Raw genomic sequence first — 23,936 nt, 5'->3', positions numbered from 1 at the left:
CTGGTGTGTGTTTTTCTTTTTGAGGGTTGCTCCCCTCTGCCACGCAGCGGGAGAGGGGAGCAACCAAAGGGGGCAAGCTTACCGCGCCCCCAGCCGCCACAGCGACGTCACTTCCGCCGAGCGCGCCGCATGGAGTGCGTCGGCCGCGTCCGTTGCGCGCGGGTGGCGCGGACGGATATCCGTGCGGCCCAGCACTTGCAGGCCGGCCGCTTCGATCCAGCCGAGCAGTTGCTCGCGCGAACGCAGGCCGAGGTGCTCGGCCAGGTCGGACAGCAGCAGCCAGCCCTCGCCGCCAGGCTCCAGGTGGGCCGCCAGGCCGTCCAGGAAGCCACGGAGCATGACGCTGTCGGGGTCGTAGACGGCGCGCTCCACGGGCGAACTCGGTCGTGCCGGCACCCACGGCGGGTTGCAGACGACCAGTGGCGCACGGCCCGCGGGGAACAGGTCGGCTTCGAGCACCTCGACCTGCCCAGCCACGCCAAGCTGTTCAAGATTTTCGCGCGCGCAGGCGAGCGCACGCGGGTCCTGGTCCGTCGCCACCACGCGCTTGACGCCGCGCCGGGCCAGCACGGCCGACAGCACGCCAGTGCCCGCGCCGATGTCGAACGCCAGCGCCTTCGACGGCAGCGGCGCATTGGCGACGAGGTCCACGTACTCGCCGCGCACCGGCGAGAACACGCCGTACCACGGGTGGATGCGCGCCCCCAGCGCGGGAATCTCCACGCCTTTGCGGCGCCATTCGTAGGCGCCGATCATGCCGAGCAGCTCGCGCATCGACGCGACGTAGGGTTCGCCGGCGTTGCCATAGACCTGCTCGCAAGCCTGCGCGACATCCGGCGCGCGGCGCAGCGGCACCGTATGGCCGGCGTCGAACGGCAGCAGCAGCATGCCCAGCGTGCGCGCACGCTGGGACTGTGCCAGCCGGTGTTGGTGGAAGGCTTCGGTCGGCGACTCGGACGCATGCTTGTGTCCGGGCCGGCTCTTTTTCTTCGGCTTGCGCTCGGTGCGGCGGGCCATGGCCTGCAGCATCTGGCGGGCATTCTGGAAGTCGCCGCGCCATAGCAGCGCGGTGCCTTCGCACGCCAGGCGGTATGCGGTATCGGCGGAGGTGGTGTCATCGGCCACCACCACGCGGCGCGGCGGCGGCAGGCCGGCTTCGGAGCGCCACTGCGCGCTGCGTTCGGCGCCGTCCTCGGTCCAATGGATTTGCGGCAATTCGCTCACGGGCGGGCCTCCGGTCGGCACGGTTGTGCCAGGAAAACGTGCATAAAGGTGTCCTGCATACAAATGGGGATGGGCGGGAGCCGCGGCCTCAGAGTTCGTAGACCTCGTGCTCGCCCGACATGGCTTGCTCCACCAGCTTGCGGTTCAGCGTCGGCGAGAACAGTTCGATGAAGGTATAGACGAAGCTGCGCAGGTAGGCGCCCTGCTTGACGGCCAGGTGCGTCACATTGGTGCCGAACAGGTGGCCGGCCGGAATGCCGCGCAGGTTGCGATCGCGCTCTGCATCGTAGGCCAGGCCGGCCACAATGCCGACGCCGAGCCCGACTTCCACATAAGTCTTGATCACGTCCGCATCGATGGCCTCCAGGACGATGTCGGGCTCCAGGTGGCGTAGCGCGAAGGCCTTGTCGATCTTCGGCCGGCCGGCAAAGTTCGGATCGTAAGTGATCAGCGGGTAGCCCTTCAGGTCTTCCAGCGCCAGGTGCTTCTTTTCGAGCAACGGATGATCGGGTGGCGTAATGACCACATGTTGCCACTGGTGGCCCGGCAGGGAGACCAAGGTCTTTTCGCTGGAGATGCCTTCCGTCGCAATGCCGATGTCCGCCTGGTCATGGAGCAGCATGTCGGCGATCTGCGCCGGGTTGCCCTGCTGGATCGACAGCCGGACCTTCGGGTAGCGCTTGGTGAACTCGCTGATGACCCGCGGCAAGGCGTAGCGCGCCTGCGTGTGAGTGGTGGCAATGGTGAAGTTGCCCTGGTCCTGCGCGGCATAGTCCATGCCCACGCGCTTCAGGCTTTCCACTTCCTGCAGGATCTTCTCCACCGAGTTGAGGATGCGCCGCCCCGGTTCGGTCAGGCTGCGGATGCGCTTGCCATGGCGCGTGAAGATATCGACGCCCAGCTCTTCTTCCAGCTCGATGATGGCCTTGGACACACCCGGTTGTGATGTGTAGAGCGCTTTTGCGGCTTCCGTCAGGTTGTAGTTCTGGCGTACCGCTTCACGCACAAAGCGAAACTGGTGCAGGTTCATATAACTTCGATCGTATAAACAAACAACTTCTTATTAGTTTGAGGTATGAGGCCAGTTTATTACGATTCTCGAACTTTGTTAATGAATGGCCAGCCCGCATTGCGCCCGCAGCCGCCACCCTGAAAGTGGCGCGGGCAAGACGGAATGGCCCACAAGAGCCTCTCAATGTCCCTTGCCTATACCGTTTCCGGTTTGCTGGTAGGCGTCCTCGTCGGTCTGACCGGGGTGGGCGGGGGCTCGCTCATGACGCCGCTGCTGACGCTGCTGTTTGGCTTCTCGCCGGCCACGGCAGTCGGCACGGACCTGGCCTTCGCCTCCATCACCAAGGGCTTCGGCACGCTGGCGCACCGTGCGCACGGGCATGTGCAGTGGCAGGTCGTGCGCCGCCTGTGCCTGGGCAGCCTGCCGGCCGCGGTGGCCGCCATCCTCGTCCTGAAGAGCGCCGGCGAACTCCATGGGCAGTGGCTGCACGCGATTCGCCTGACGATCGGCGTGTCGGTGCTGCTGACCGTGTTGTCGCTGCTGTTCCGCAAGCAGATGCTGGCCTGGCTGGCGCGCAATCCGCGCTTCCAGCTCCAGGGCCGTGCGCAAGTGATTGCCACCGTCGTGGTCGGCGCCGTGATCGGCGTGCTGGTCACGGTGTCGTCGATCGGTGCCGGCGCGGTTGGCGCCACGCTGATCCTGCTGCTGTATCCCCATATGAAGCCGGCCGAAGTGGCCGGCACCGATATCGCCTACGCCGTCCCGCTGACGGCGCTGGCCGGGCTGGGCCATGTGTGGCTTGGCACCGTCGACTGGAATCTGCTGCTGGCGCTGCTGGTGGGCTCGATCCCCGGCATCTGGCTGGGTGCTCAGCTCTCCCGCGCGCTGCCCGAGCGCCTGGTGCGCGCGGCCCTGGCCACCACGCTGACCCTGGTCGCCATCAAGCTCGTCTCCTGAATCCCACGAATACTGAACGGACCCCGCCATGTATCAGTACGACCAATATGACCAGCGCATCGTCAACGAGCGTGTTGCCCAGTTCCGTGACCAGGTGCGCCGCCGCCTGTCGGATGAACTGACCGAAGAAGAATTCCTGCCGCTGCGCCTGCAGAACGGCCTGTACATGCAGCGCCATGCCTACATGCTGCGCGTGGCGATTCCGTACGGACTGCTGGCCTCGAAGCAGCTGCGCAAGCTGGCCCATATCGCGCGCGAGTACGACCGCGGCTATGGCCACTTCTCGACGCGCCAGAACATCCAGTACAACTGGATGGAACTCGAGCGCGTGCCCGACGTGCTGGCCGAACTCGCCAGCGTCGAGATGCACGGCATCCAGACCTCGGGCAACTGCGTGCGCAATATCACCACCGACCACTTCGCCGGCGTCGCGCCGGACGAGTCGGTGGACCCGCGCGTGCTGGCCGAACTGCTGCGCCAGTGGAGCACGTTCCAGCCGGAATTCGCGTTCCTGCCGCGCAAGTTCAAGATCGCGATCTCGGCCTCGAAGGACGACCGCGCCGTGGTGCAGATGCATGACATCGGCATCTACGTCTACAAGAACGACGCCGGCGAGACCCGCATCCGCGTGCTGGCCGGTGGCGGCCTGGGCCGCACCCCGATCCTCGGCACGATCATCAAGGACGACCTGCCGTGGCAGCACATGCTGACCTACGTCGAGTCCGCCATCCGCGTGTACAACCGCTATGGCCGCCGCGACAACAAGTACAAGGCGCGCATCAAGATCCTGGTCAAGGCCATCGGCGCCGAGAAGTTCGCGCAGGAAGTCGAAGAGGAATGGCAGTTCAGCAAGGACGGTCCCGGCACGCTCACGCAGGACGAGTTCGACCGCGTGGCGCAATACTTCGCGCCGCCGGCCTATGAGAAGCTGGCCGACACCGATGCTTCGTACGAGAAGCACCTGCTCGAAGAGAAGGCCTTCGCCCGCTGGGTGAGCCGCAGCGTGCATGGCCACAAGGTACCGGGCTACGCCGCCGTGACGCTGTCGACCAAGCCGGGTCCGGTCTCGCCTCCGGGCGACGCTACCGCCGAGCAGATGGAAGCCGTGGCCGACCTGGCCGACCGCTTCGGCTTCGGCGAGCTGCGCGTCGCGCACGAGCAGAACCTGGTGCTGCCGGACGTGAAGAAGCACGACCTGTACGACTTGTGGCAGCTCGCGAAGAAGGCTGGCCTGGCCACCGCCAACATCGGCCTGCTGACCGACATCATCGCCTGCCCGGGCGGCGACTTCTGCTCGCTGGCGAATGCCAAGTCGATCCCGATCGCGCTGGCCATCCAGGAGCGTTTCGACAACCTGGACTTCGTCCATGACCTGGGCGAAGTGTCGCTGAATATCTCGGGCTGCATCAACGCCTGCGGCCACCACCATGTCGGCAATATCGGCATCCTCGGCGTCGACAAGGATGGTTCCGAGTGGTACCAGGTCACGCTGGGTGGCGCCCAGGGCAACGACGCCGCGATCGGCAAGGTCATCGGCCCGTCGTTCAGCGCCGAGGAAATGCCGGACGTGGTCTCGCGCATCATCGAGACCTTCGTGGCCAACCGCATCGAAGACGAACGTTTCATCGAGACCGTGAACCGGATCGGCGTCGCCCCGTTCAAGGAGCGCGTCTACGCCGACAAGCAGCCGCGCGAGCGCGCCGAAGCCTGAGGACCGGAGAAAGACACATGGCAAAGATCATTCAACTGCAACGTACCGCCGACGCGGTCACCCCGGTTATCGTCGAAGACAGCTGGACCGTGCTGCGCGGCGCCGAAGGGCAGCCGCTGACCGAAGAGCAGATCACCGCAGCCGTGCAGGGCCAGGACGCCGTCCTGTTCCCGCTGACGGTGTGGAAGTCGCATCAAGACCTGCTGGCCGGCCGCGCGCGCGAGCGTACCGGCGTGTGGCTGGCCCCCGAAGACGAGCCGGGCGATGCCCAGTCGCTGTTCGACGGCGTGGCCGTGGTCGCGGTGGATTTCCCGGTGTTCCGCGATGGCCGCGGTTTCTCCACGGCTTACCTGCTGCGCACGCGCTACCAGTGGAAGGGCCAGCTGCGCGCCATCGGCGACGTGCTGCGCGACCAGCTGAATTTCATGAAGCGCTGCGGCTTCGACACCTTCGCGGTGCGCGCCGACAAGAACATCGACGACGCCATCAAGGGCTTCACCGAGTTCACCGTGGCGTACCAGGCTTCGGTCGACGAGCCGCTGCCGCTGTTCCGCCGTGCACGTGCCGAAGTTGGCGCAAGGGAATCGGCATGAGCGCTGCATTGAGCGACATCGCGGTGGTGGATGCCGGTGCGCCGGCGTCGGCGCTGCGTCCCGCGCTGTGGACCATGCCCGAGTACACGGGCAGCGTGGCCGCGCTGGAAGAGAAGGAGCGCGAGCTGGCGAGCCGCCTGTCCGGCATTGCCGCACGTTTCTTCCGCGCGCGCTTCGCCACCAGCCTCGCCGCCGAGGACATGGTGCTGACCGACGCGATCCTGCGCGGCACGCAGGCCGTGCGCGCGGGCATCCGCGTGTTCACGCTGAACACCGGCCGCCTGCACGCGGAGACGCTGGCTGTGCTGGACCAGGTGACCGGTCACTATGGCTACACCATCGAGCAATACACGCCGGATGCCGAGGCAGTGGAAAACTACCTCAAGAGGCACGGCTTGAACGCTTTCTACGACAGCGTAGAACTGCGCAAGGATTGCTGCGGCATCCGCAAGGTGGAGCCGCTCAACCGCGCGCTGTCGCACGCGGACGCCTGGATGACCGGCCAGCGCCGCGAGCAGGCCGTCACGCGCGCCGAGCTGCCGTTCGAGGAAATGGACGAAGCCCGCGGCATCCCCAAGTTCAATCCGCTCGCGGACTGGACCGAGGCCGAGGTGTGGGCATACCTGAAGCGCCACAACGTACCGGTCAACGCGCTGCATGCCAAGGGCTACCCCAGCATCGGCTGCGAACCCTGTACCCGCGCGGTGCGCGCCGGTGAAGACGTACGCGCCGGGCGCTGGTGGTGGGAGAGCAAGGACTCGAAAGAGTGCGGGCTCCACGAACAGAACATCAAGCATTGAGATTGGGGCCGAACGACATGGGCATCATGAACGACATCGCAAGCGCCGCCAGCAGCGTGGCGCACCTGCTGCAGGTACAGAACGACCACCTCGACCGCCTGGAGGCCGAGTCGATCTACATCATCCGCGAGGTGGTGGCCGAGTGCCGCAACCCGGCGCTGCTGTTCTCGGGCGGCAAGGACTCGATCGTCATGCTGCACCTGGCGCTGAAGGCCTTCCGCCTCGGCGAGCGCAAGATCGAGCTGCCGTTCCCGCTGGTGCACATCGATACCGGCCACAACTACCCGGAAGTGATCACCTTCCGTGACCAGCGCGTGGCCGAACTCGGCGCGCGCCTGGTGGTGGGCCACGTGGAGGATTCGATCAAGCGCGGCACCGTGCGCCTGCGCAAGGACACCGATTCGCGCAACGCGGCGCAAGCCGTGACGCTGCTGGAAACCATCGCCGAGCACCAGTTCGACGCGCTGATGGGCGGCGCCCGCCGCGACGAAGAGAAGGCCCGCGCCAAGGAGCGCATCTTCTCTTTCCGCGACGAGTTCGGCCAGTGGGACCCGAAGGCCCAGCGCCCCGAGCTGTGGAGCCTCTACAACGCGCGCATGGCGCAGGGCGAGCAGATGCGCGTGTTCCCGATCTCGAACTGGACCGAGCTGGACGTGTGGCAGTACATCGCCCGCGAAAAGCTGGCGCTGCCGCCGATCTACTACACGCACCAGCGCGAAGTGGTACGCAAGAACGGCCTGCTGGTGCCGGTGACGCCGATCACGCCGAAGCAGGACGGCGACGTCAGCGAAGTGCTGTCGGTGCGCTTTCGCACCGTGGGCGACATCAGCTGCACCTGCCCGGTGGCCAGCACGGCGGATTCGCCGGAAGCGATCATCGCCGAAACGGCCGTGACCGAGATCACCGAGCGCGGCGCCACGCGCATGGACGACCAGACCAGCGAGGCGTCGATGGAACGCCGCAAGAAGGAAGGCTATTTCTAAGCCGACGCAGCCAAGGATTCAGACATGACTCACCAATCTACCCACCAGGGCCTGCTGCGTTTCATCACCGCGGGTTCCGTCGACGACGGCAAGAGCACGCTGATCGGCCGCCTGCTGTTCGACAGCAAGGCCGTGCTGTCCGACCAGCTGACCGCGCTGGCCAACGCCAAGAACAAGCGCACCGCCGGCGAGCAGATCGACTTCTCGCTGCTGACCGACGGCCTCGAAGCCGAGCGGGAGCAGGGCATCACGATCGATGTGGCGTACCGCTATTTCTCGACCGCGCGCCGCAAGTTCATCATCGCCGATACGCCGGGCCACGAGCAGTACACGCGCAACATGGTCACGGGTGCCTCGACCGCGCATGCGGCCATCGTGCTGGTGGATGCCACCCGTGTGACGGTCAAGGACGGCCGCGCCGAACTGCTGGCGCAGACCAAGCGCCATTCGGCCATCCTGAAGCTGCTGGAACTGCAGCACGTGATCGTGGCCGTCAACAAGATGGACCTGGTCGACTACAGCGAGCAGCGCTTCAACGAGATTCGCACGGCCTACGCCGAACTGGCCGAACAGCTCGGCCTGAAGGATGTGCGCTACGTGCCGGTGTCGGCGCTGCGAGGCGACAACATCGTGCACGCCAGCGACGCCATGCCGTGGTACCAGGGCGAGTCGCTGCTGCCGCTGCTTGAAGAACTGCCGGTGGAAGAGGCTGCGCCGGAGGGCGACACCGCGCTGCGCTTCCCGGTGCAGCTGGTGATCCGCCAGGACGGCTCGCAGTCGGACGACTTCCGTGGCTACGCCGGCCGTGTCGAGGCAGGCACCGTGCGCGTGGGCCAGAAGCTGCGCGTGCTGCCGGCCAACCGCGACGCCGTGGTGGCCGAAGTGCTGACGCCGAACGGCGCCGCCGATTCCGCCGGTGCCGGCGATACCGTGACGGTGCGCCTGGCCGAGGACGTCGATGTATCGCGTGGTGACATGTTCGTCGCCGCCGACGCGACCGCGGCCTCCGCCAAGAAGCTGCAGGCCGACCTGTGCTGGTTCGACGACGAATCGCTGAACCCGTCGCGCAAGTACGTGCTCAAGCACACCACGGCCAGCGTGTTCGCACGTGTGTCGGCTGTGGATCGCGTGCTGGACGTCCACACGCTGTCGCACGAGACCGGCCGCCACGATATCCGCCTGAACGATATTGGCTCGGTGCAGCTCTCGCTGCAGAAGCCGATCGTGTGCGATACCTACGGTGACAACCCGGCGACCGGCGCCTTCGTGCTGATCGACGAGGCGACCAATCACACGGTGGCCGCGGGCATGATCCGTGCATACTCCTGAGCGTTACGGCACATAGTCAATCGCAAGCGCAAGGGGCAGATGATGAGCAAGGCAGGCAAAGCGACCGGCAAGGTCTACCTGATCGGGGCAGGTCCCGGGGCGGCGGATCTCATTACGGTGCGTGGTGCACGGTTGTTGGGCGAAGCCCAGGTCGTGCTGCATGACGCATTGGTATCGCCGGAGATGCTGGCCTGGTGTCCGCAAGCGAAGCTGGTGGAAGTGGGCAAGCGCTGCGGCAAGCGTTCGACGGCGCAGCTGTTCATCAACCGCCAGATCGTCGACATGGCCACCAAGTTCGAACGCGTGGTGCGCCTGAAGGGCGGCGACCCGATGCTGTTCGGCCGTGCCGACGAAGAGCTGCAGGCGCTGGAAGCCGCGGGCATCGAGTATGAGGTGGTGCCCGGAATTACCGCTGCGCTGGCGGCCGCATCGGCCATCGCCAAGCCGCTGACCAAGCGTGGCGTGTCGCGCAGCGTTGCGTTTGCCACGCAGGCCAAGGCCGCGGACGGCACGGAAGTGCCAGCTGCGGCGGCCGACATCGAGGCCGATGTACGGGCCGATACGCTGGTCTACTACATGGGCCGCGACCAGGCTGCGGCCATTGCTGCGCAACTGATTGCGCACGGAAAGGCGCCATCGACGCCGGCATGGGTGGTGGAGTCGGTCAGTACCCCGCGCCAGCGCAGCCATGCGTTCACGCTGCGACAGATGGCGGCGGGCGAGGCTGCCGGCTGGATCGACCCGGCGCAACCGAGCCTGCTGATGATCGGTGAGGCGCTGGCGGCGCGGGCGACCGAGCCGGTGCTGGATCAGGCGGAGCCTGTTGCGGCGAAAGCGGCCTGAGGCCGCGTAGCCGTACGAAAGAGAAACCGGGCAACTGCCCGGTTTTTTCATGCGCCGCCAGTTGCGGCCGGCGCCAGCGATGCCACGCAGTACGCGGCAATCGCATCGAGGACACTGTCATCCTCGCCCACTGCGGGCGCACAGCGAATCGACAAGGCAGGATATTGCTGCCGGCAGGTATCGATCAGCGCGGGCAGGTCGCGCCGCAGGTGGCCACCCTGGCCAAAGAACACTGGCACCACGGTGATCTCGTCGATGCCAGCGGCTGCGAGCTCACCAAGGGCCTCCTGCAACTGCGGCGACATCAACTCCAGGAAAGCAAGCCGCACCGGCGTGCCCGGCAGAACCCCGCCGAGCTTCTGCGCCAGCCGATCGAACGGCTCACGCCAGCGCGCGTCGCGCGCCCCGTGTGCGAACAACACGAGGGCCTGGCGGCTGGGCGTGGCTGTGGTTGGAGGCATCACGATCCTTGTGTCAGTGACGATCCACCCAGCGCAGCGCCGTCAGCGCGAACAGCAGGTACAGCGTTCCGGGCACCAGCGCCGAAAGGATCGGTGGCCAGGTATGCAGCAAGCCCACGTGCGAAAACAGCGTATTCGACAGGTGGAACGACAGCCCCAGCATGATCCCGCCGAACACCTTCACGCCGACCGCGCCCGCACGCGCGTGCAGGTAGGCGAAGGGCAGGGCGAGGGCCATCATGACGAACAGGGTCAGCGGGTAGACCACTTTCTTCCAGAAGGCGATCTCGTAGCGCTGCGTGTCCTGCTTGTTGTCGCGCAGGTGCCGGATATAGCGGAACAGGTCCAGCGTCGACATGCGTTCGGGCGTGACCAGCAGCACGGACAGGATCTGCGGCGTCAGCTCCGAGTGCATGGTGATGCTGGGGAACTTGACCTGCTCGGCGCGGAACTCGGGCGCGAGTCCGTCGCCCGGCGCGTTGGCCGGCTTGCCCAGTTCCGAGAAGCGGGTCTCGTTGACATCGCTCAGCAGCCACGACTGGGCGCCCTGGTACCGGCCTTCCTTCACCACCCGGATGACGCGCAGGCGGTACTGGGCATCGAACTCATAGACCGTGATGCCGGTGATGGTCTGGTCCGGCCGCAGCCCGGCCACGTTGACGAAGCGCGTGATCTCGCCATCGCCCTTCGGATCCTTGTCGCGGTCCTTGACCCAGACGCCGGAACGGAAGTCCGACGATACCGTGGCACCGATGGCTTCCAGCTTGACCTTCTGCGCGAACTGCTCGGCCCGGGGGCCGATGAACTCGCCGAAGATGAAGGTGATGAGGGCCAGTGGTACCGCCAGCTTGAACAGCGAGAACAGCGCCTGCCGCGTATTCAGGCCCGCCACCCGGAAAATCGTGAACTCCGACTGGCTGGCCAGTTGCGAGAAGACGTAGATCGCGCTGATCAGCACCGCGATCGGCAGCACCTCGTAGACCCGCGTCGGCGCCTGCAGCAGGACGTGGAAGAACGCGATCAGCGAGGTGTACTTGCCGGCAACGCTCTCCAGTTCGTTGAGCAAATCGAAGAACACGAACAGCGACAGCACCGCGAACAGGATGAAGATGAACACCCCATAGACCTGGCGCGCAAAGTAGCGCTCATAGACGCGCAGCACCCTCATGCCGTGCCCCCCTTGGCGGGCGCGGGCCGATGCCCGAACACGGCGCGCCAGCCGCCCAGGCTGCGGTTCTGACGGTAACGGAACATCACCAGCGCGGCCAGGAACACCACCAGGTGGATCGGCCACCAGGCCAGCCAGAACGGGACCGAGCCGGAACGCACCCAGGACTGGGCCAGGTTGATCATGTTGCTGTAGGTCAGGTAGATCAGCACCGCGAACACCAGCGGCGTGTAGCGGCCGAGCCGCGGGTTCACGTACGCCAGCGGGATGGCGATCATCACGAAATTGAAGGCAAGGATCGGCAGAGAAATGCGCCAGAGCAGCTCGCCCAGGTTCTCGCGTGTGGGATTGCGCAACAGGTCGATGGTGTCACGGCTTTTGGGCGGCACCGAGTTCTGGTTTTCAGGTGGCTTATTGTCCACCTTGACGGCATAGCGCTCGAACTCGACGATGCGGTAGTCGATCTGGCCCGGCGTGCCGGCATAGCGGCGGCCATTCTCCATGACCACCAGGCGGTCGCCGTTGGGCATGGTCTCGAACTTGCCCTGGTGGGCCAGCGCGACCCCGACCTTGCCGGCCTCGGCATTGGCGACAAAGACGTTGCGCGCGTACTGCATGTTGGCGTCGATGCCTTCGATGAACAGCACGTAGTTGCCGTTGGACGGTTCGATGAAGCGCCCCGCGGCAATCATCGACAGCACGCCGCGCTGCTCGAAGCGGTCGCGGAACAGTGCGCTCTGCTGGTTGGCCCACGGCCACGCGAACACGCCGAGCAACAGCGACAGCAGGATGAACGGCGCCGCGAACTGCAGCACCGGCTTGACCAGGTCGCGCAGGGAGATGCCGGCCGAGAACCACACCACCATCTCGGAGTCCTTGTACCAGCGCGTGAGCACGATCAGGGTCGAGATGAAAAGCGTGGCCGAGAGCAGGATGGACAGGTAGCCGATCGTGGCCAGGCCGATCAGGATCAGCACGTCGTTGGGACTGGCCTTGCCGTTGGCGGCCAGGCCCAGGATACGGATCACAAGCGACGTGAGCATGAAGGTCAGCATCACCAGGAACACCGCGCCGGCGGTGTAGGCGAGCTCGCGTCGCAGGGCTTGTTGAAGGATCATGCGGTGTCGGTTCCGGGCTGCCGGCCGGCGCGGGCGATGTGCCGTGTGTCAAGTGCCTCGCAGGACAGCGGGCTGGCGGCGGGGCGGATCGGCAGCGGCAGGTCGCGGATAAAAATCGCGGATAATGGGGGCTTTCGTGACTACAAGCCCCTAGAAGGAAGCGCGATGGAATTTAGCACAAAAGCCCTGGATTGGAGCAAAGCCGGCCAAAATGGTTTCCTGGCGACCAAGACCGACTGCCTGGTGGTCGGCGTGTTCGAAGGGCAGAACCTGGCGGGGGTCGCCAAGGCCCTTGACGTGGCCACCAAGGGCTTGGTCGCACGCTTGCTGAAGCAGGGCGACTTCGAAGGCAAGCGCGGCACGCACCTTACGCTGCACGAAGTGGCCGGCGTGGGCGCGGCCCGCGTGCTGCTGGTCGGCCTCGGCAAGGAAGCGGACTTCAGCGACAAGGCGTTTGCCGAATCCGTGCGCACGGCCGTGCGTGCCTTGTCGGCCACGCGCGCGACGTCGGCGCTGTGGTGCCTGTCGCAGCAGCCGCCGCAGCAGCGCGACATCGGCTGGGCCGTCATCACGACGATCACGCTGGTGCGCGACGCGGGCTACCGCCTGCTGGAGCGTCACCCGGGCCTGAAGCGCGCCAACGGCAAGCCGGGCGCGCCCGACAAGCCGGCGCTGCGCAAGGTGGTGCTGGCCGTGGACGCCAACGATGCCAAGGCCGCGACCCAGGCCGTGGTGCGTGGCACGGCCATTGCCAACGGCATGGAACTGACCCGCGACCTGGGCAACCTGCCGTCCAATATCTGCACCCCGACCTACCTGGCCAACACGGCGCGGGCCATTGCCAAGCGCCACAAGCTCAAGGTGGAAGTGCTCGGCCGCAAGCAGATGGAAGCGCTGAACATGGGCTCGTTCCTGGCCGTGACCAAGGGCAGCGTCGAGCCGCCGCAGTTCATCGTGCTGCGCTATGACGGCGCGGGCGCCAAGCAGGCGCCCGTGGTGCTGGTGGGCAAGGGCATCACCTTCGATACCGGCGGCATCTCGCTCAAGCCGGGCGAGGGCATGGACGAAATGAAGTACGACATGTGCGGTGCGGCCTCGGTGCTGGGCACGCTGCAGGCCGTGGCCGAGATGGGCCTGAAGCTCAACGTGATTGCCGTCGTGCCCACCTGCGAGAACATGCCCAGCGGGATCGCGACCAAGCCCGGCGACGTGGTGACCAGCATGTCGGGACAGACCATCGAGATCCTGAACACCGACGCCGAAGGCCGCCTGATCCTGTGCGATGCGCTGACCTACGTCGAGCGCTTCAAGCCGGCCGCGGTGGTAGACGTGGCCACGCTGACCGGCGCCTGCATCATCGCGCTGGGCCACATCAACAGCGGCCTCTACGCCCGTAGCGACCTGCTCGCCGACCAGCTGCTGCAGGCCGGCCGCAAGTCCATGGACACGGCCTGGCGCATGCCGCTGGACGACGAGTACCAGGACCAGCTCAAGTCGAACTTCGCCGACATGGCGAATATCGGCGGCCGCCCGGCCGGCAGCGTGACCGCCGCCTGCTTCCTGGCGCGCTTCACCGAAAAGTACGACTGGGCCCACCTGGACATCGCCGGCACGGCGTGGAAGAGTGGGGCGGCCAAGGGTGCCACCGGGCGCCCGGTGCCGCTGCTGGCCCAGTTCCTGATGGATCGCGCCGCCTGACGGGCGCAAGGGGCAGGCAGTCATGACGCGCATCGATTTCCACAGCAATGTGCCGGACAAGCTGGGCTATGTCTGCCGGCTGGTCCGCAAGGCATATGGCGCTGGCCAGAAGGTGGTGGTACACGGCCAGCCGCCGCAGCTCGCGGAACTCGACGCGCGGCTGTGGACCTTCTCGCCGCTGGACTTCCTGCCGCACTGCGGCGTGGACAGTCCCAATGCGGCCGTCACGCCGATCGTGCTGGCCGCGCAGCTGGAAGGCCTGCCGCACCATCAGCTGCTGATCAACCTGGACTCGCAGGCACCGGCGCAGTTCGCCAGTTTTGAACGCCTGATCGAAGTCGTGGGTGCCGGCGCCGAAGACCGCGAGGCAGGGCGCGAGCGCTACCGTTTCTATCGTGAACGCGGTTATCCGCTGACGCACCACGACCTCGGCCAGCCCAAGGGAGATTCCGCATGAGCGAACGCACGACCTCGCGGGTGATCCCGCGGCTCGGGCCCAACGACAGCATTCCGCTGCTGACCGAAGTGGTGGAGTTTCCGGATGCCGCCACGGCGCTATCCGAGGACGGTGTCATCGATACGGCCGGCATGGCCGAGTCGGGCGTGGTCACGTATGTGGGCGACACGGGCGAGCCGGATGCGCTGGCGATACCGGTTTTGATGGATGAGGTGGAAGACGGCGATACCGCGTTGCCGGTGACCGATCCTGAAGACATCGCTGTGTCGGGGCGCTATTTGTCGGATGCGCCCGGCGAGGATGATCTGCGCGCCATGCGTTCCGAATTGCTGACACGCGTCATGATGCGCTTTCGCACGGAGTGGCCGCAGGTGGTGGAGGCGCATACCGAGGCCACGCTGCGCGCGCGGCTGGCGCCACTGACCGCGCAGCTCGCGGCTGAACTGACCCAGGCGCTCGAGGCTCGGCTGGTCGAGTGGCTGGATGCGACGCTGGAAGAGATTGAGCGGGATCCGGGTGGGTTGTGAGGATGGCGTCCCGGGCAGGCGCCGCTGTTTCGCCGGCGTAGCCGGCGAGTCACTTCTTGTCCGGGCGACAAAAAGTAAGCAAGAAACGCGTCGCTTACCCTAGCGGGCGAATATTGATCGTAGCGTGCGCAGAACTTCGTACGGGTATTCGCTTCATAGTCTTCCACGCTGCCTGCCGCGTGGAGCGCGTCCGTCTGCAGGCTCTCGGACAATGATTGAACGAGCCCCGAAACTGTCCGTGGCCCGGCCCTGCTCGCGCTTTCGCATCATCGCCTGCGGCTGCGCTGCGCGCGGCTCGGCAGCCGCGACGCTTCGCGCAGCCGTCCGCTCAATCGGTCACCGCCCCCTTGCTCGCGGTTGACGCCAGCCGCGAAAACTTCGCCAGGACTCCACGCGTATAGCGCGGCGCGGGCTGTTTCCATTCGGCCCGGCGCCTCGCCAATTCTTCATCCGACACATTGACCTGCAACACCAGCTTGTGTGCGTCAATCGTGATCGAATCCCCTTCCTGTACCAGCGCGATCGTCCCACCCACATACGCTTCAGGCGCTACGTGGCCAACCACCATGCCCCACGTACCACCGGAGAAGCGGCCATCCGTAATAAAGCCCACGGATTCGCCCAGCCCCTTGCCGATGATGGCGGAGGTCGGCGCCAGCATTTCCGGCATGCCCGGGCCGCCCTTGGGACCCAGGTAGCGCAGCACCAGCACGTCGCCGGCGTTGATCTTGTCGGCCAGGATCGCGTCCATGGCGCTCTGCTCGTCTTCAAACACGCGCGCCGGGCCGGTGATGACGGGGTTCTTCAGGCCCGTGATCTTTGCGACAGCACCTTCCTCGGCCAGGTTGCCCTTCAGGATGGCCAGGTGGCCTTCGGCGTATAGCGCCTTCTCGATCGGCATGATCACGTCCTGGTCTGCACGCGGCTGGTCTGGCACGTGCTCCAGTTCCTCGGCCAGCGTGCGGCCGGTGATGGTCAGGCAGTCGCCATGCAGCAGCCCGGCCTTCAGCAGGATCTTCATCACCTGCGGGATGCCGCCGGCCTTGTGCAGGTCGGTGGCCACATACTGGCCCGATGGCTTCAGGTTGCAGATCACCGGCACCTTGCGGCGGATGCGCTCGAAATCGTCGATGGTCCATTCGACTTCGGCGGAGTGCGCAATGGCCAGGTAATGCAGCACGGCATTGGTCGAACCCCCGGTCGCCATGATCAGGCTGACCGCATTCTCGATCGACTTGCGCGTGATGATGTCGCGCGGCTTGATGTCCCGCTTGACGGCCTCGACCAGCACGCGCGCCGATTCCGCCGCGCTGTCGACTTTCTCCTGGTCAGGGTTGGCCATGGTCGACGAGTACAGCAGCGACATGCCGAGCGCCTCGAACGACGAACTCATCGTGTTGGCCGTGTACATGCCACCGCAGGAACCCGTGGACGGGCAGGCGTTCTTTTCCACGCCCTCGAAGTCTTCCTCGCTCATGCGGCCGGCAGTGAATTCGCCCACGGCCTCGAACGACGAGACGATCGTCAGGTCCTTGCCTTTCCAGTTGCCCGGCCGGATGGTGCCGCCATAAACGTAGATGCTGGGCACATTGGTGCGCGCCATCGCCATCATGCCGCCCGGCATGTTCTTGTCGCAGCCGCCGATCACGACCACGCCATCCATCCACTGGCCCTGCGCGGCGGTCTCGATGCAGTCGGCAATGACCTCGCGCGAGATCAGCGAGTACTTCATGCCCTCGGTGCCCATCGACATGCCATCGGAGATGGTCGGCGTGCCGAACACCTGCGGATTGGCCCCGGCGGCCTTCACGGCGTCGATCGCGGCATCGGCAAGGCGCTGCAACCCAGCGTTGCACGGCGTGATCGTCGAATGACCGTTGGCGATGCCGACCATCGGCTTGTCGAAGTCCTCCTTCTGGTAGCCGAGGGCGTAGTACATCGAGCGGTTCGGGGAACGGGCCACGCCTTGCGTGATGTTCTTGGAGCGCTTGTTGAATGCCATGGTGGGGGTCTCCGGGGGATGTCTCTCGGCCGCCAGCACGCCGCACGGGCGCAGGCAGGGCAATGTTGTGCCGAAAGAATGCGACTTGCGTTTTGGCGTGTCAAATATATTATTTGACCGTTATTGAGTCGAAAAACATATCAGGAGCGGCATTGGACCTGCGCCAGCTGCGGTACTTCGTCACGGTGGCGGAAGAGTTGCATTTCGGACGCGCGGCCACGCGGCTGGCCATGACGCAGCCGCCGCTTTCGCAGCAGATCCAGTCGCTGGAAGAGGAAATCGGCGTGCAGCTGTTCGCGCGCACGCGCCGTTCGGTCATGCTGACGCCCGCCGGGCAGCAATGGCTGCCCGAGGTGCGGCGCGTGCTGGCGGATGCGGCGGCGCTGCCAGCGCTCGCCCAGCGGTTCGCGCGGGGGGAGATCGGCTCGCTGGCGCTGGCATTCGTCAGCACGGCCGACTACGGCATCCTGCCCGAGCTGCTGCGGCATTTCCGCGCACAGCATCCGGAAGTCCAGCTGCAGTTGCGCGAGGCCACCAGCGATATCCAACTGGAGGCACTGATCGACGGCAGCATCGACGCCGGGCTGGTCATCCGCCCGCAATGGCCCGCCATGCCGCACGGCCTGTCCTACCTGCCGCTGGTCAGCGAACCGCTGGTACTCGCCGTGCCGGATGGCTGGCGGCCCGCGCACGGCGCCGCATCGTCCGACGGCAAGGTTTCGCTGCGCGACGCCGCGCAGGAACCGCTGATCATCTTCCCGCGACGAAGCGCGCCGGTGTTTTATGACATCATTACGGGCTACTATGCGCGCGACGGCTTGTCGCCAGTGATCGCGCAGGAAGCCATCCAGATGCAGACCATCGTGAGCCTGGTGTCTGCGGGCATGGGGGTGGCGCTGGTGCCGGCCTCGCTCTGCAACCTTCGCCGCACCGGCGTGTCGTACCTCGCGTTGCGCGAGGCCGGGCCGCAGATCGAGACCGGCCTGGTCTGGCGCGAGGGCGCCGCCGGCGTCGCGCCGGCGCTGCGTTCCCTGATCGACATCGCGAGCGGGCTGGCCTTCGCGGGACCTGTGGGTTCCGTGGCTGCCGGGCCTTTATAACTTCCACCCACCTCACCATGCTGATTCATCCCCAATTCGATCCGGTCGCCATCCATCTCGGCCCGCTTGCCATCCGCTGGTACGGGCTCATGTACCTGGCCGGGTTCATCATGTTCCTGTGGTTCGGGCGCCTGCGCATCCACCAGCCGCATATGACAGCCAAGGGCTGGGTGGCGCGCGATCTCGATGACATGCTGTTCTTCGGCGTGCTGGGCGTGATACTGGGCGGCCGGCTCGGCTATGTGCTGTTCTACAAGCCGTCGTACTACCTGTCGCATCCGCTGGAGATCTTCAAGGTGTGGGAAGGCGGCATGGCCTTCCACGGCGGCTTTCTCGGCGTGCTGGTCGCCATGTGGCTGTTCGCGCGGCTGCGCGAGCGCCATTGGCTGGAGGTGACCGACTTCATCGCGCCGATGATCCCGTGCGGGCTGGCCGCCGGCCGCATCGGCAATTTCATCAACGGCGAGCTGTGGGGCCGGCCCACAGACCTGCCGTGGGGCATGATCTTCCCGCAGGCAGGCGACAACATTCCGCGCCATCCGTCGCAGCTCTACCAGTTCGCCGGCGAGGGCGTGGCGCTGTTCATCATCCTGTGGCTGTTCGCACGCAAGCCGCGGCCGATGGGCGCGGTGTCGGGCGTGTTCCTGATCGGCTATGGCGCCTTCCGTTTCGCCGTCGAGTTCGCGCGCGAGCCGGACAATTTCCTGGGCCTGCTGGCGCTGCACTTGTCCATGGGCCAGTGGCTGAGCCTGCCGATGATCCTGATCGGGATCGGCATGGTGGTGTGGGCGTATCGCCGCCAGCCGCGCCCCGCAGAGGAACAGCCCGCGGCGGGAACGGGCGCCTGACAGGGCGTCCGCGCGCAGTCAGGTGCCTGCCGCGCGCAATGCCTCGATCCGTTCGCGCGTGTGCGGATGCGTGGAAAGGAAATCATCCCTCTCGGGTGCTTCCGCCTTGCCGGCGGGCGCGGCCGCGTCCTTCCGCGCGCCACGGTTCTGGTTCTCCAGCGCAATCAGGACATCGGCGAGCGCTGACGGCGGCAGCCGGTTGCGCAGCATGATCTCGATGGCATAGGCATCCGCCTCGCGTTCATGCTCGCGCGAATAGCGCAACGTCAGCATCGCGGCGGGCACGCCCGCCAGCACCGAGGAATAGTCGCCGAACATGTAGGCCGCCAGCGCGCCGACCGCAGATGCCTGGATGACCTGCTGCAGGCCGTGGCGTTGTGCCACATGGCCGGCCTCGTGTGCGAGCACCCCGAGCATGCCGGCGCCGGTCCCCGCCAGCCCTGCCAGTTCGTCCGTGACCACGATGATGCCGCCGGGCAGGGCCAGCGCATTGGCGCCCAGGCGCCCGCCGCGGCGGAACACGATCTGGTAGTCATGGCCCGGATCGTCGGGCCGCTTCAGCCCGGCAAAGCCCGCGCGGATGCGCGCCTGTTCCGCGGCGGGCAGGCGCGTGGGCTCTACCACGCCGTTGTCCAGGCTGGCCAGCGTGGCGCGCCCGAGCTGCGCCTCGAGCGCGGGCGGTACGGCGCGTGCGATCTGCGACGAGCCCCACGGCAGCACGACGTAATAGCCCAGCACGAGCACGGCAACCAGCGCCGCCACGGCCATGCCCGCCATGCGCCAGCTGTTCTGCGCCCTGACCACCCAGCCTTCCCGATGTCCCGTTTCGGCAAGCAGCCGGTCGAACCCGTTGTGGTCGCTGACCTGGCAGAAGGCGCCGTCCGCGAACGTAACCAGGCGCGGCGCGCGCCGGACCCGCTCCGATACGCGCAGCGACGACAGCGCCGCGCGCCGCAGTTCCGCGCCATTGGCATCGCGCAGTACGGCCTGCCCGGCGTCCACGGCCAGCGTGGCCGGGTGCGCCCGGGAAGAGCGGCCATCGAAGTAGGTGACGGGAATCATCGGCGCCATGTCATGGGTGAATCATTTCGGCATCTGCTGCGCGCGGGCTCACAGCGCGATGTCGATGTCGTACCAGTCCGCCGCGGCATCGCCGAGCGCACCTACGCTCTCGGCCTGCCCTGCAACGAAGGCGTCCAGCGGCGCGCGCGCCAGCAGCGACACGCGTTCCACGCGGTAGCGTGCGGACCTGACCCGGGCAAACGGCAGGAACAGGCCCAGGGTCAGTGTGATGGCAACCATGTTGGTCAGGAAAATATAGAACAGACGGCTTGCCTTCACCTCGCTGCGCAAGCCGTGCGGGGCCAGGGTGGTGTGGTTCCACACCACGTTCTGCAGCCGCGCGGTGAAGTAGGGCCCGATAGCCAGGAACGAGGCGTAGATCCCGAGTGCTCCGACCAGGCCCGCAAGCATCGAGGCGGCTTCGTTCCCGCGCGCCGCTGCGGCGAGCCCGGCGGCGCCGAGGGCGGCAACAATCAGCACCAGAACTGTTAGCCCGCAGCCACGCAGGTAGACGCTGTAGAAATCCCCGGAAACCGCGCTGAAGGCGAATGGCGCGGTGCCGAAGCGCGTGTGGTTGTGCTGGTAGTGCTTCAGGCGCTGATGCGCCAGCGGTGCCAGCGCGCCAAGCGTGAACACCGTCAGCAACGGCCACAGCACGAACACCTTGTACGCTTCGGCGTCGCCGCCAGTGAAGGCGAAGCGCAGGCCGCGATAGCTCGTGTTCGCCATGCGGAAGCGCAGCGACCGGACCAGCAGCAGCGGGAACACCGCGGCCAGCGCCAGGGCCAGCAGGACGGCCAGCAGCGGCGACACCTTGCCGGCCAGCTGAAACGCGAGTGCCAGCACGAACACGATGGCGCGACCCTTGAGGATGGCCGTCGGCTTGCCGTGGTAATCGAACGTCGCCCCGTCCAGGCTGGTGTTGCGATAGAAGTACTGCAACGTGCGGACCTTGGCCCACGCGGAGTAGATGCCGAACGTGACGATGGTCAGCAGGGTGTTGACGATCCAGATCCGGAAATATTCCGATCCTGTGCCGGTGAAAGCGAGCCGCAAGACGCTGGTCTCGACCGCGGACGTCGAGGGTGGCCGGGCGCGGTCTTGCGTTTCCGGGAAAGCGGGGACTGCGCTGGTGTCGCCGGTTTGCATGGTCGGAATTCCCCTCGGGTCGTATTGCGGAAGCCGGGCCGCGTTGTTTCATCAGCGCAACCAATTTGCGCGTGTCGATTGTGCCTTACTCCCCATACTGCTGGTATTTGAACTGGCAAATTCGCCACAAATGCCAGTGTCTTCAAGGCCGCCCCCACTTCCCGACCTGCCCCCGGACAGGATCAGTGTCGTAACAACCGGGAAACATTCTGTTACATCGATGCGGTCTTGTAACAAGTTTCTCATCATCGACTTCAATAAAAACAAGGGATTAGCTTTCATGGCACGATCCTCGCTAACTCTTCTGTTACAACAGAGCGGGCTATGCCGAGCCCGCCAGGACGGCGCCAGGGAGGACCTGCCAGTCAGGCAGGGGCACCGGACCACAACGACGGCAGACGGGAAAATCTGCGCACCGGTGTGCGCCAACAGGGGGGCGCAGGGTCTGCGCCGGGAGTCCATGACCCACGCGGGACGATGCCTATCCAGGCGTTGACCGGCGATGAAATAGTCCGCAGCTGTTCTTTCAGGCGCGGGCGGATGCTGGCGGGGAGGCCTGGCATCCGCCCGCCGCACCTCTGCCCCTTTCCGAATCGATCTCGCTGGCCCATCCGCCGCTGCGGCGCAGCATCGAAATGCCTTGCCTGATACTTCCAGTTATTCATAATTATGAATTATGAAGACCCCTGCACAGCATGCGGGACGGTCTGGACTGATCCTGGCGGAGGCCTATGCGTATCGTCCAGCAGGCGCTGTATCTGGAGGTGGCGGACCGCATGCGCGGCATGATCGATGCGCACGCCCTGGTCCCCGGGGCATGGATCGACGAAAGCACGCTCGCCGGGCAACTCGGCATTTCACGCACGCCGCTGCGCGAAGCGCTCAAGGTGCTTGCCGCCGAGGGGCTGGTTCGCCTGGAGCCGAGGCGCGGCTGCTTCGTCAACGAGCTGTCCGAGCGCGATCTCGACGAAATCTTCCCGCTCATGGCGCTGCTGGAAGGACGCTGCGCCTACGAGGCCGCGCGCAACGCGACCGCGCAGGACCTGGAGGCGCTCGAAGGGTTGCACGCCGAACTCGCGCGGCATGCCGGCGCGGGCGAGATCGATGCCTACTACGAAACCAATTTCCAGATCCACGAAGCGATCCAGCGGCTGGCCGGCAACCGCTGGCTGTCGGGACTGATCAGCGACCTGCGCAAGGTGCTGCGCCTGTCGCGGCACAAGAGCCTGAAATTGCCGGGGCGCATCAACGAGTCCTGTGCCGAACACCTGAGCATCTTCGCTGCGCTCAAGGCGCACGACCCCGAAGGCGCGGAAGCCTTGATGAAGACGCATCTGCTGCGCCAGCGTGCCGCACTGACGACGCTGACGGCGCTGACGGCGCTGGACCGCAGCGTCCGGGCTGACGTGGCCGCGCCGCATGCGTTCCCCAATGTTTCTTCACGCACCCAGGCAGGTACCCCATGAGCGCCCTCGACTCCGGTGACCAGAAGATCAGCGCCCCGCTGGGCGTCAGCGAACCGTCAGGCCCCAACCTGTTGTCCAGGATCGGACGCTGGTGGGGCCGCAAGGGCGAAGCCGAGGCGACGCCCGCATCGGCCAGGAACGCGGAGGCGGCGCCGTTGCCCGCGCGCGTGGCGCGCCGCCAGCGTGAACAATTGCGGCTTTGCCTTGATGCGCGGCTGACCGACGGCAATGCCAATACCGCCGCCCAGGCCTGGCAGGCCGAATACGAAGCCGCGGACGAGGGCCGGCGTCGCGGCATGCTCGAAGTGCTGGCGGAGGTGGCCGGCGGTACGGGTCCGGAAAACGGCGCGGCGGATGCGGACAAGCCCGCCAGGGCGGCACAGGCTTTGTCGAATGCGCGTATCCGCTTCTTCAAGCGGCTCGCCGCGCTGCATGGCCAGCGTGGCAACAGTGCCTGCGGCCTGCATTTCCTGATTCACCTGCGTGCCGACATGCTGCGCTGGCAACGGCGTCTTCCCGGCTTGCGCGTGCTCGATGAAGACCTGGAAGCCCTGTTCTCCAACTGGTTCGACGTGGGCTTGCTCGAGTTGCAGCCCATCACCTGGGACTCGCCGGCCTCGTTGCTCGAGAAGCTGATCCGCTACGAAGCGGTGCATGAAATCTCGTCGTGGACCGACCTGCGCAACCGCCTCGATTCCGACCGCCGCTGCTATGCATTCTTCCATCCGCGCATTCCACGCGAGCCGCTGATCTTCGTGGAAGTTGCCTTCGTGCCGGAGATGGCGGCCAATGTGCAGACCCTGCTCGACGAGGCCGCGCCGCTGGAAGACCTGCGCCGCGTGAAGTGGGCCATCTTCTATTCGATCTCGAATACGCAGGCCGGATTGCGCGGCGTGAGCTTCGGCAACTTCCTGCTCAAGCGCGTGATCGAGGAACTGCAACGCGAGTTTCCCAAGGTCAGGCAGTTCGCCACGCTGTCGCCGATCCCGGGGTTTGCCGACTGGCTGCGCAAGCAGGACGGCACCACCGTGGCCGAGGCGCTCGGTGCCAGGCGGGTGGCGCGCTGGCAGGACCGGCACGGCCCGGCGCCGGCCGATGGCGCGGGCTGGCTCGCCGCGTTGCCAGCCGATTCGCAGGACGCCGTGGTGCGTGACACCGCGCTGTCGCTCGCCGCGCATTACCTCGTGCGCGAGCGCAGCCAGTCCATGCCCGCGGACCCGGTAGCGCGCTTCCACCTGGGCAACGGCGCTTGCGTGGAACGGCTGAACTGGGGCGGGGACCTGTCGCGCAAAGGCTGCAACCAATCGTGCGGCATGATGGTGAATTACCTTTACGCGCCCGAGGCACTGGATGACAATCTAGCGCGCCTTGGCGAAGGCAACCCGCGCATCAGCCGTGCTGTCGCGAAGCTGCTGTGACTCTGGTCAG

General features: G+C 66.2%; 23 protein-coding genes. 14 read left to right on the top strand and 9 right to left on the bottom strand.

What is annotated here, in order from left to right:
• Positions 1 to 78 precede the first annotated feature (78 nt).
• A complete protein-coding gene (locus ACIGJC_RS12195; RefSeq protein ID WP_483709092.1) occupies positions 79 to 1,224 on the bottom strand; it encodes a methyltransferase in 1,146 nt (381 codons plus the stop codon).
• 88 nt (positions 1,225 to 1,312) lie between these two features.
• A complete protein-coding gene (locus ACIGJC_RS12190; RefSeq protein WP_483709091.1) occupies positions 1,313 to 2,254 on the bottom strand; it encodes a CysB family HTH-type transcriptional regulator in 942 nt (313 codons plus the stop codon).
• A 165-nt stretch (positions 2,255 to 2,419) separates the two neighbouring features.
• On the opposite strand from ACIGJC_RS12190, the gene ACIGJC_RS12185 reads away from it, so the two are divergent.
• The 7 genes from ACIGJC_RS12185 to cobA are packed head-to-tail and all read left to right on the top strand — an operon-like array spanning position 2,420 to position 9,452.
• Positions 2,420 to 3,193, top strand: a complete 774-nt coding sequence (locus ACIGJC_RS12185) for a sulfite exporter TauE/SafE family protein (protein WP_483709090.1) — start codon at positions 2,420 to 2,422, stop codon at positions 3,191 to 3,193.
• 28 nt (positions 3,194 to 3,221) lie between these two features.
• Entirely contained in the window at positions 3,222 to 4,904 is a 1,683-nt protein-coding gene (locus tag ACIGJC_RS12180; protein ID WP_483709089.1) for a nitrite/sulfite reductase, read from the top strand.
• A gap of 17 nt (positions 4,905 to 4,921) precedes the next feature.
• Positions 4,922 to 5,497 carry a DUF934 domain-containing protein gene (locus tag ACIGJC_RS12175; RefSeq protein ID WP_483709087.1) on the top strand — a complete coding sequence of 192 codons (576 nt, stop codon included), beginning with the start codon at positions 4,922 to 4,924 and terminating at the stop codon, positions 5,495 to 5,497.
• On the top strand, positions 5,494 to 6,297 hold the full coding sequence (locus tag ACIGJC_RS12170; protein ID WP_483709086.1) for a phosphoadenylyl-sulfate reductase: 804 nt from the start codon (positions 5,494 to 5,496) through the stop codon (positions 6,295 to 6,297). Before ACIGJC_RS12175 ends, ACIGJC_RS12170 begins: the two co-directional genes overlap by 4 nt.
• 17 nt (positions 6,298 to 6,314) lie before the next feature.
• On the top strand, positions 6,315 to 7,280 hold the full coding sequence (cysD, locus tag ACIGJC_RS12165) for a sulfate adenylyltransferase subunit CysD (protein WP_483709084.1): 966 nt from the start codon (positions 6,315 to 6,317) through the stop codon (positions 7,278 to 7,280).
• A 24-nt stretch (positions 7,281 to 7,304) separates the two neighbouring features.
• Positions 7,305 to 8,609: a sulfate adenylyltransferase subunit 1 gene (locus tag ACIGJC_RS12160; RefSeq protein WP_483709083.1), complete on the top strand. Its 1,305-nt coding sequence runs from the start codon at positions 7,305 to 7,307 to the stop codon at positions 8,607 to 8,609.
• Between the two features lie 39 nt (positions 8,610 to 8,648).
• Positions 8,649 to 9,452, top strand: a complete 804-nt coding sequence (gene cobA / locus ACIGJC_RS12155; RefSeq protein ID WP_483709082.1) for a uroporphyrinogen-III C-methyltransferase — start codon at positions 8,649 to 8,651, stop codon at positions 9,450 to 9,452.
• A gap of 47 nt (positions 9,453 to 9,499) precedes the next feature.
• On the opposite strand, the gene ACIGJC_RS12150 is transcribed toward cobA, so the two are convergent.
• The 3 genes from ACIGJC_RS12150 to lptF are packed head-to-tail and all read right to left on the bottom strand — an operon-like array spanning position 9,500 to position 12,199.
• Positions 9,500 to 9,913, bottom strand: a complete 414-nt coding sequence (locus tag ACIGJC_RS12150; RefSeq protein WP_483709081.1) for a sirohydrochlorin chelatase — start codon at positions 9,911 to 9,913, stop codon at positions 9,500 to 9,502.
• Positions 9,914 to 9,926: 13 nt separating this feature from the next.
• Positions 9,927 to 11,081, bottom strand: coding sequence for an LPS export ABC transporter permease LptG (gene lptG, locus ACIGJC_RS12145; RefSeq protein ID WP_483709079.1), 1,155 nt, complete (start codon positions 11,079 to 11,081; stop codon positions 9,927 to 9,929).
• A complete protein-coding gene (gene lptF, locus ACIGJC_RS12140; protein ID WP_483709078.1) occupies positions 11,078 to 12,199 on the bottom strand; it encodes an LPS export ABC transporter permease LptF in 1,122 nt (373 codons plus the stop codon). The genes lptG and lptF overlap by 4 nt, the downstream gene beginning before the upstream one ends.
• 165 nt (positions 12,200 to 12,364) lie before the next feature.
• Here lptF and ACIGJC_RS12135 point away from each other — a divergent pair, with 165 nt between their 5' ends.
• Genes ACIGJC_RS12135 through ACIGJC_RS12125 form a run of 3 tightly spaced genes read left to right on the top strand, consistent with a single transcriptional unit; the run spans position 12,365 to position 14,881 of the window.
• Entirely contained in the window at positions 12,365 to 13,897 is a 1,533-nt protein-coding gene (locus ACIGJC_RS12135) for a leucyl aminopeptidase (RefSeq protein WP_483709077.1), read from the top strand.
• A 22-nt stretch (positions 13,898 to 13,919) separates the two neighbouring features.
• Positions 13,920 to 14,354, top strand: a complete 435-nt coding sequence (locus tag ACIGJC_RS12130) for a DNA polymerase III subunit chi (RefSeq protein WP_483709076.1) — start codon at positions 13,920 to 13,922, stop codon at positions 14,352 to 14,354.
• The gene (locus tag ACIGJC_RS12125) at positions 14,351 to 14,881 is read left to right on the top strand and encodes a hypothetical protein (protein ID WP_483709075.1); all 531 of its coding nucleotides are present in this window, start codon (positions 14,351 to 14,353) and stop codon (positions 14,879 to 14,881) included. The genes ACIGJC_RS12130 and ACIGJC_RS12125 overlap by 4 nt, the downstream gene beginning before the upstream one ends.
• 328 nt (positions 14,882 to 15,209) lie before the next feature.
• On the opposite strand, the gene ilvD is transcribed toward ACIGJC_RS12125, so the two are convergent.
• Positions 15,210 to 16,883, bottom strand: a complete 1,674-nt coding sequence (gene ilvD / locus ACIGJC_RS12120; RefSeq protein WP_483709074.1) for a dihydroxy-acid dehydratase — start codon at positions 16,881 to 16,883, stop codon at positions 15,210 to 15,212.
• 152 nt (positions 16,884 to 17,035) lie between these two features.
• Here ilvD and ACIGJC_RS12115 point away from each other — a divergent pair, with 152 nt between their 5' ends.
• Together ACIGJC_RS12115 and lgt are read left to right on the top strand one after the other, a co-directional pair.
• Positions 17,036 to 17,983 carry a LysR family transcriptional regulator gene (locus ACIGJC_RS12115; protein ID WP_483709072.1) on the top strand — a complete coding sequence of 316 codons (948 nt, stop codon included), beginning with the start codon at positions 17,036 to 17,038 and terminating at the stop codon, positions 17,981 to 17,983.
• A gap of 17 nt (positions 17,984 to 18,000) precedes the next feature.
• Positions 18,001 to 18,831 carry a prolipoprotein diacylglyceryl transferase gene (gene lgt / locus ACIGJC_RS12110; RefSeq protein ID WP_483709071.1) on the top strand — a complete coding sequence of 277 codons (831 nt, stop codon included), beginning with the start codon at positions 18,001 to 18,003 and terminating at the stop codon, positions 18,829 to 18,831.
• A gap of 18 nt (positions 18,832 to 18,849) precedes the next feature.
• On the opposite strand, the gene ACIGJC_RS12105 is transcribed toward lgt, so the two are convergent.
• Genes ACIGJC_RS12105 through ACIGJC_RS12095 form a run of 3 tightly spaced genes read right to left on the bottom strand, consistent with a single transcriptional unit; the run spans position 18,850 to position 21,324 of the window.
• Positions 18,850 to 19,893: a M48 family metallopeptidase gene (locus ACIGJC_RS12105; RefSeq protein WP_483711531.1), complete on the bottom strand. Its 1,044-nt coding sequence runs from the start codon at positions 19,891 to 19,893 to the stop codon at positions 18,850 to 18,852.
• A 48-nt stretch (positions 19,894 to 19,941) separates the two neighbouring features.
• Complete coding sequence (locus tag ACIGJC_RS12100) at positions 19,942 to 21,042, bottom strand: YjgN family protein (protein WP_483709069.1); 1,101 nt, start codon at positions 21,040 to 21,042, stop codon at positions 19,942 to 19,944.
• Between the two features lie 51 nt (positions 21,043 to 21,093).
• Complete coding sequence (locus ACIGJC_RS12095; protein WP_483709068.1) at positions 21,094 to 21,324, bottom strand: hypothetical protein; 231 nt, start codon at positions 21,322 to 21,324, stop codon at positions 21,094 to 21,096.
• 449 nt (positions 21,325 to 21,773) lie between these two features.
• Between ACIGJC_RS12095 and ACIGJC_RS12090 the strand changes: the two genes are divergently transcribed.
• The gene (locus ACIGJC_RS12090; protein ID WP_483709067.1) at positions 21,774 to 22,508 is read left to right on the top strand and encodes a GntR family transcriptional regulator; all 735 of its coding nucleotides are present in this window, start codon (positions 21,774 to 21,776) and stop codon (positions 22,506 to 22,508) included.
• Complete coding sequence (locus ACIGJC_RS12085) at positions 22,505 to 23,926, top strand: malonyl-CoA decarboxylase domain-containing protein (RefSeq protein WP_483709066.1); 1,422 nt, start codon at positions 22,505 to 22,507, stop codon at positions 23,924 to 23,926. Before ACIGJC_RS12090 ends, ACIGJC_RS12085 begins: the two co-directional genes overlap by 4 nt.
• Positions 23,927 to 23,936: the final 10 nt, after the last annotated feature.

Source organism: Cupriavidus sp. C3SS-1 (genome assembly GCF_057073755.1).
Note: the sequence above shows the minus strand (reverse complement) of the source record. Positions and strands in the feature narration are given on the sequence as shown.

Coding starts and splice junctions, on each gene's coding strand:
- ACIGJC_RS12190 (WP_483709091.1), bottom strand. CDS start 2,254: ATGAACCTGCACCAGTTTCGCTTTGTGCGTGAAGCGGTACGCCAGAAC.
- ACIGJC_RS12185 (WP_483709090.1), top strand. CDS start 2,420: ATGTCCCTTGCCTATACCGTTTCCGGTTTGCTGGTAGGCGTCCTCGTC.
- ACIGJC_RS12180 (WP_483709089.1), top strand. CDS start 3,222: ATGTATCAGTACGACCAATATGACCAGCGCATCGTCAACGAGCGTGTT.
- ACIGJC_RS12175 (WP_483709087.1), top strand. CDS start 4,922: ATGGCAAAGATCATTCAACTGCAACGTACCGCCGACGCGGTCACCCCG.
- ACIGJC_RS12170 (WP_483709086.1), top strand. CDS start 5,494: ATGAGCGCTGCATTGAGCGACATCGCGGTGGTGGATGCCGGTGCGCCG.
- cysD (WP_483709084.1), top strand. CDS start 6,315: ATGGGCATCATGAACGACATCGCAAGCGCCGCCAGCAGCGTGGCGCAC.
- ACIGJC_RS12160 (WP_483709083.1), top strand. CDS start 7,305: ATGACTCACCAATCTACCCACCAGGGCCTGCTGCGTTTCATCACCGCG.
- cobA (WP_483709082.1), top strand. CDS start 8,649: ATGATGAGCAAGGCAGGCAAAGCGACCGGCAAGGTCTACCTGATCGGG.
- ACIGJC_RS12150 (WP_483709081.1), bottom strand. CDS start 9,913: ATGCCTCCAACCACAGCCACGCCCAGCCGCCAGGCCCTCGTGTTGTTC.
- lptG (WP_483709079.1), bottom strand. CDS start 11,081: ATGAGGGTGCTGCGCGTCTATGAGCGCTACTTTGCGCGCCAGGTCTAT.
- lptF (WP_483709078.1), bottom strand. CDS start 12,199: ATGATCCTTCAACAAGCCCTGCGACGCGAGCTCGCCTACACCGCCGGC.
- ACIGJC_RS12135 (WP_483709077.1), top strand. CDS start 12,365: ATGGAATTTAGCACAAAAGCCCTGGATTGGAGCAAAGCCGGCCAAAAT.
- ACIGJC_RS12130 (WP_483709076.1), top strand. CDS start 13,920: ATGACGCGCATCGATTTCCACAGCAATGTGCCGGACAAGCTGGGCTAT.
- ACIGJC_RS12125 (WP_483709075.1), top strand. CDS start 14,351: ATGAGCGAACGCACGACCTCGCGGGTGATCCCGCGGCTCGGGCCCAAC.
- ilvD (WP_483709074.1), bottom strand. CDS start 16,883: ATGGCATTCAACAAGCGCTCCAAGAACATCACGCAAGGCGTGGCCCGT.
- lgt (WP_483709071.1), top strand. CDS start 18,001: ATGCTGATTCATCCCCAATTCGATCCGGTCGCCATCCATCTCGGCCCG.
- ACIGJC_RS12105 (WP_483711531.1), bottom strand. CDS start 19,893: ATGATTCCCGTCACCTACTTCGATGGCCGCTCTTCCCGGGCGCACCCG.
- ACIGJC_RS12100 (WP_483709069.1), bottom strand. CDS start 21,042: ATGCAAACCGGCGACACCAGCGCAGTCCCCGCTTTCCCGGAAACGCAA.
- ACIGJC_RS12095 (WP_483709068.1), bottom strand. CDS start 21,324: ATGAAAGCTAATCCCTTGTTTTTATTGAAGTCGATGATGAGAAACTTG.
- ACIGJC_RS12090 (WP_483709067.1), top strand. CDS start 21,774: ATGCGTATCGTCCAGCAGGCGCTGTATCTGGAGGTGGCGGACCGCATG.
- ACIGJC_RS12085 (WP_483709066.1), top strand. CDS start 22,505: ATGAGCGCCCTCGACTCCGGTGACCAGAAGATCAGCGCCCCGCTGGGC.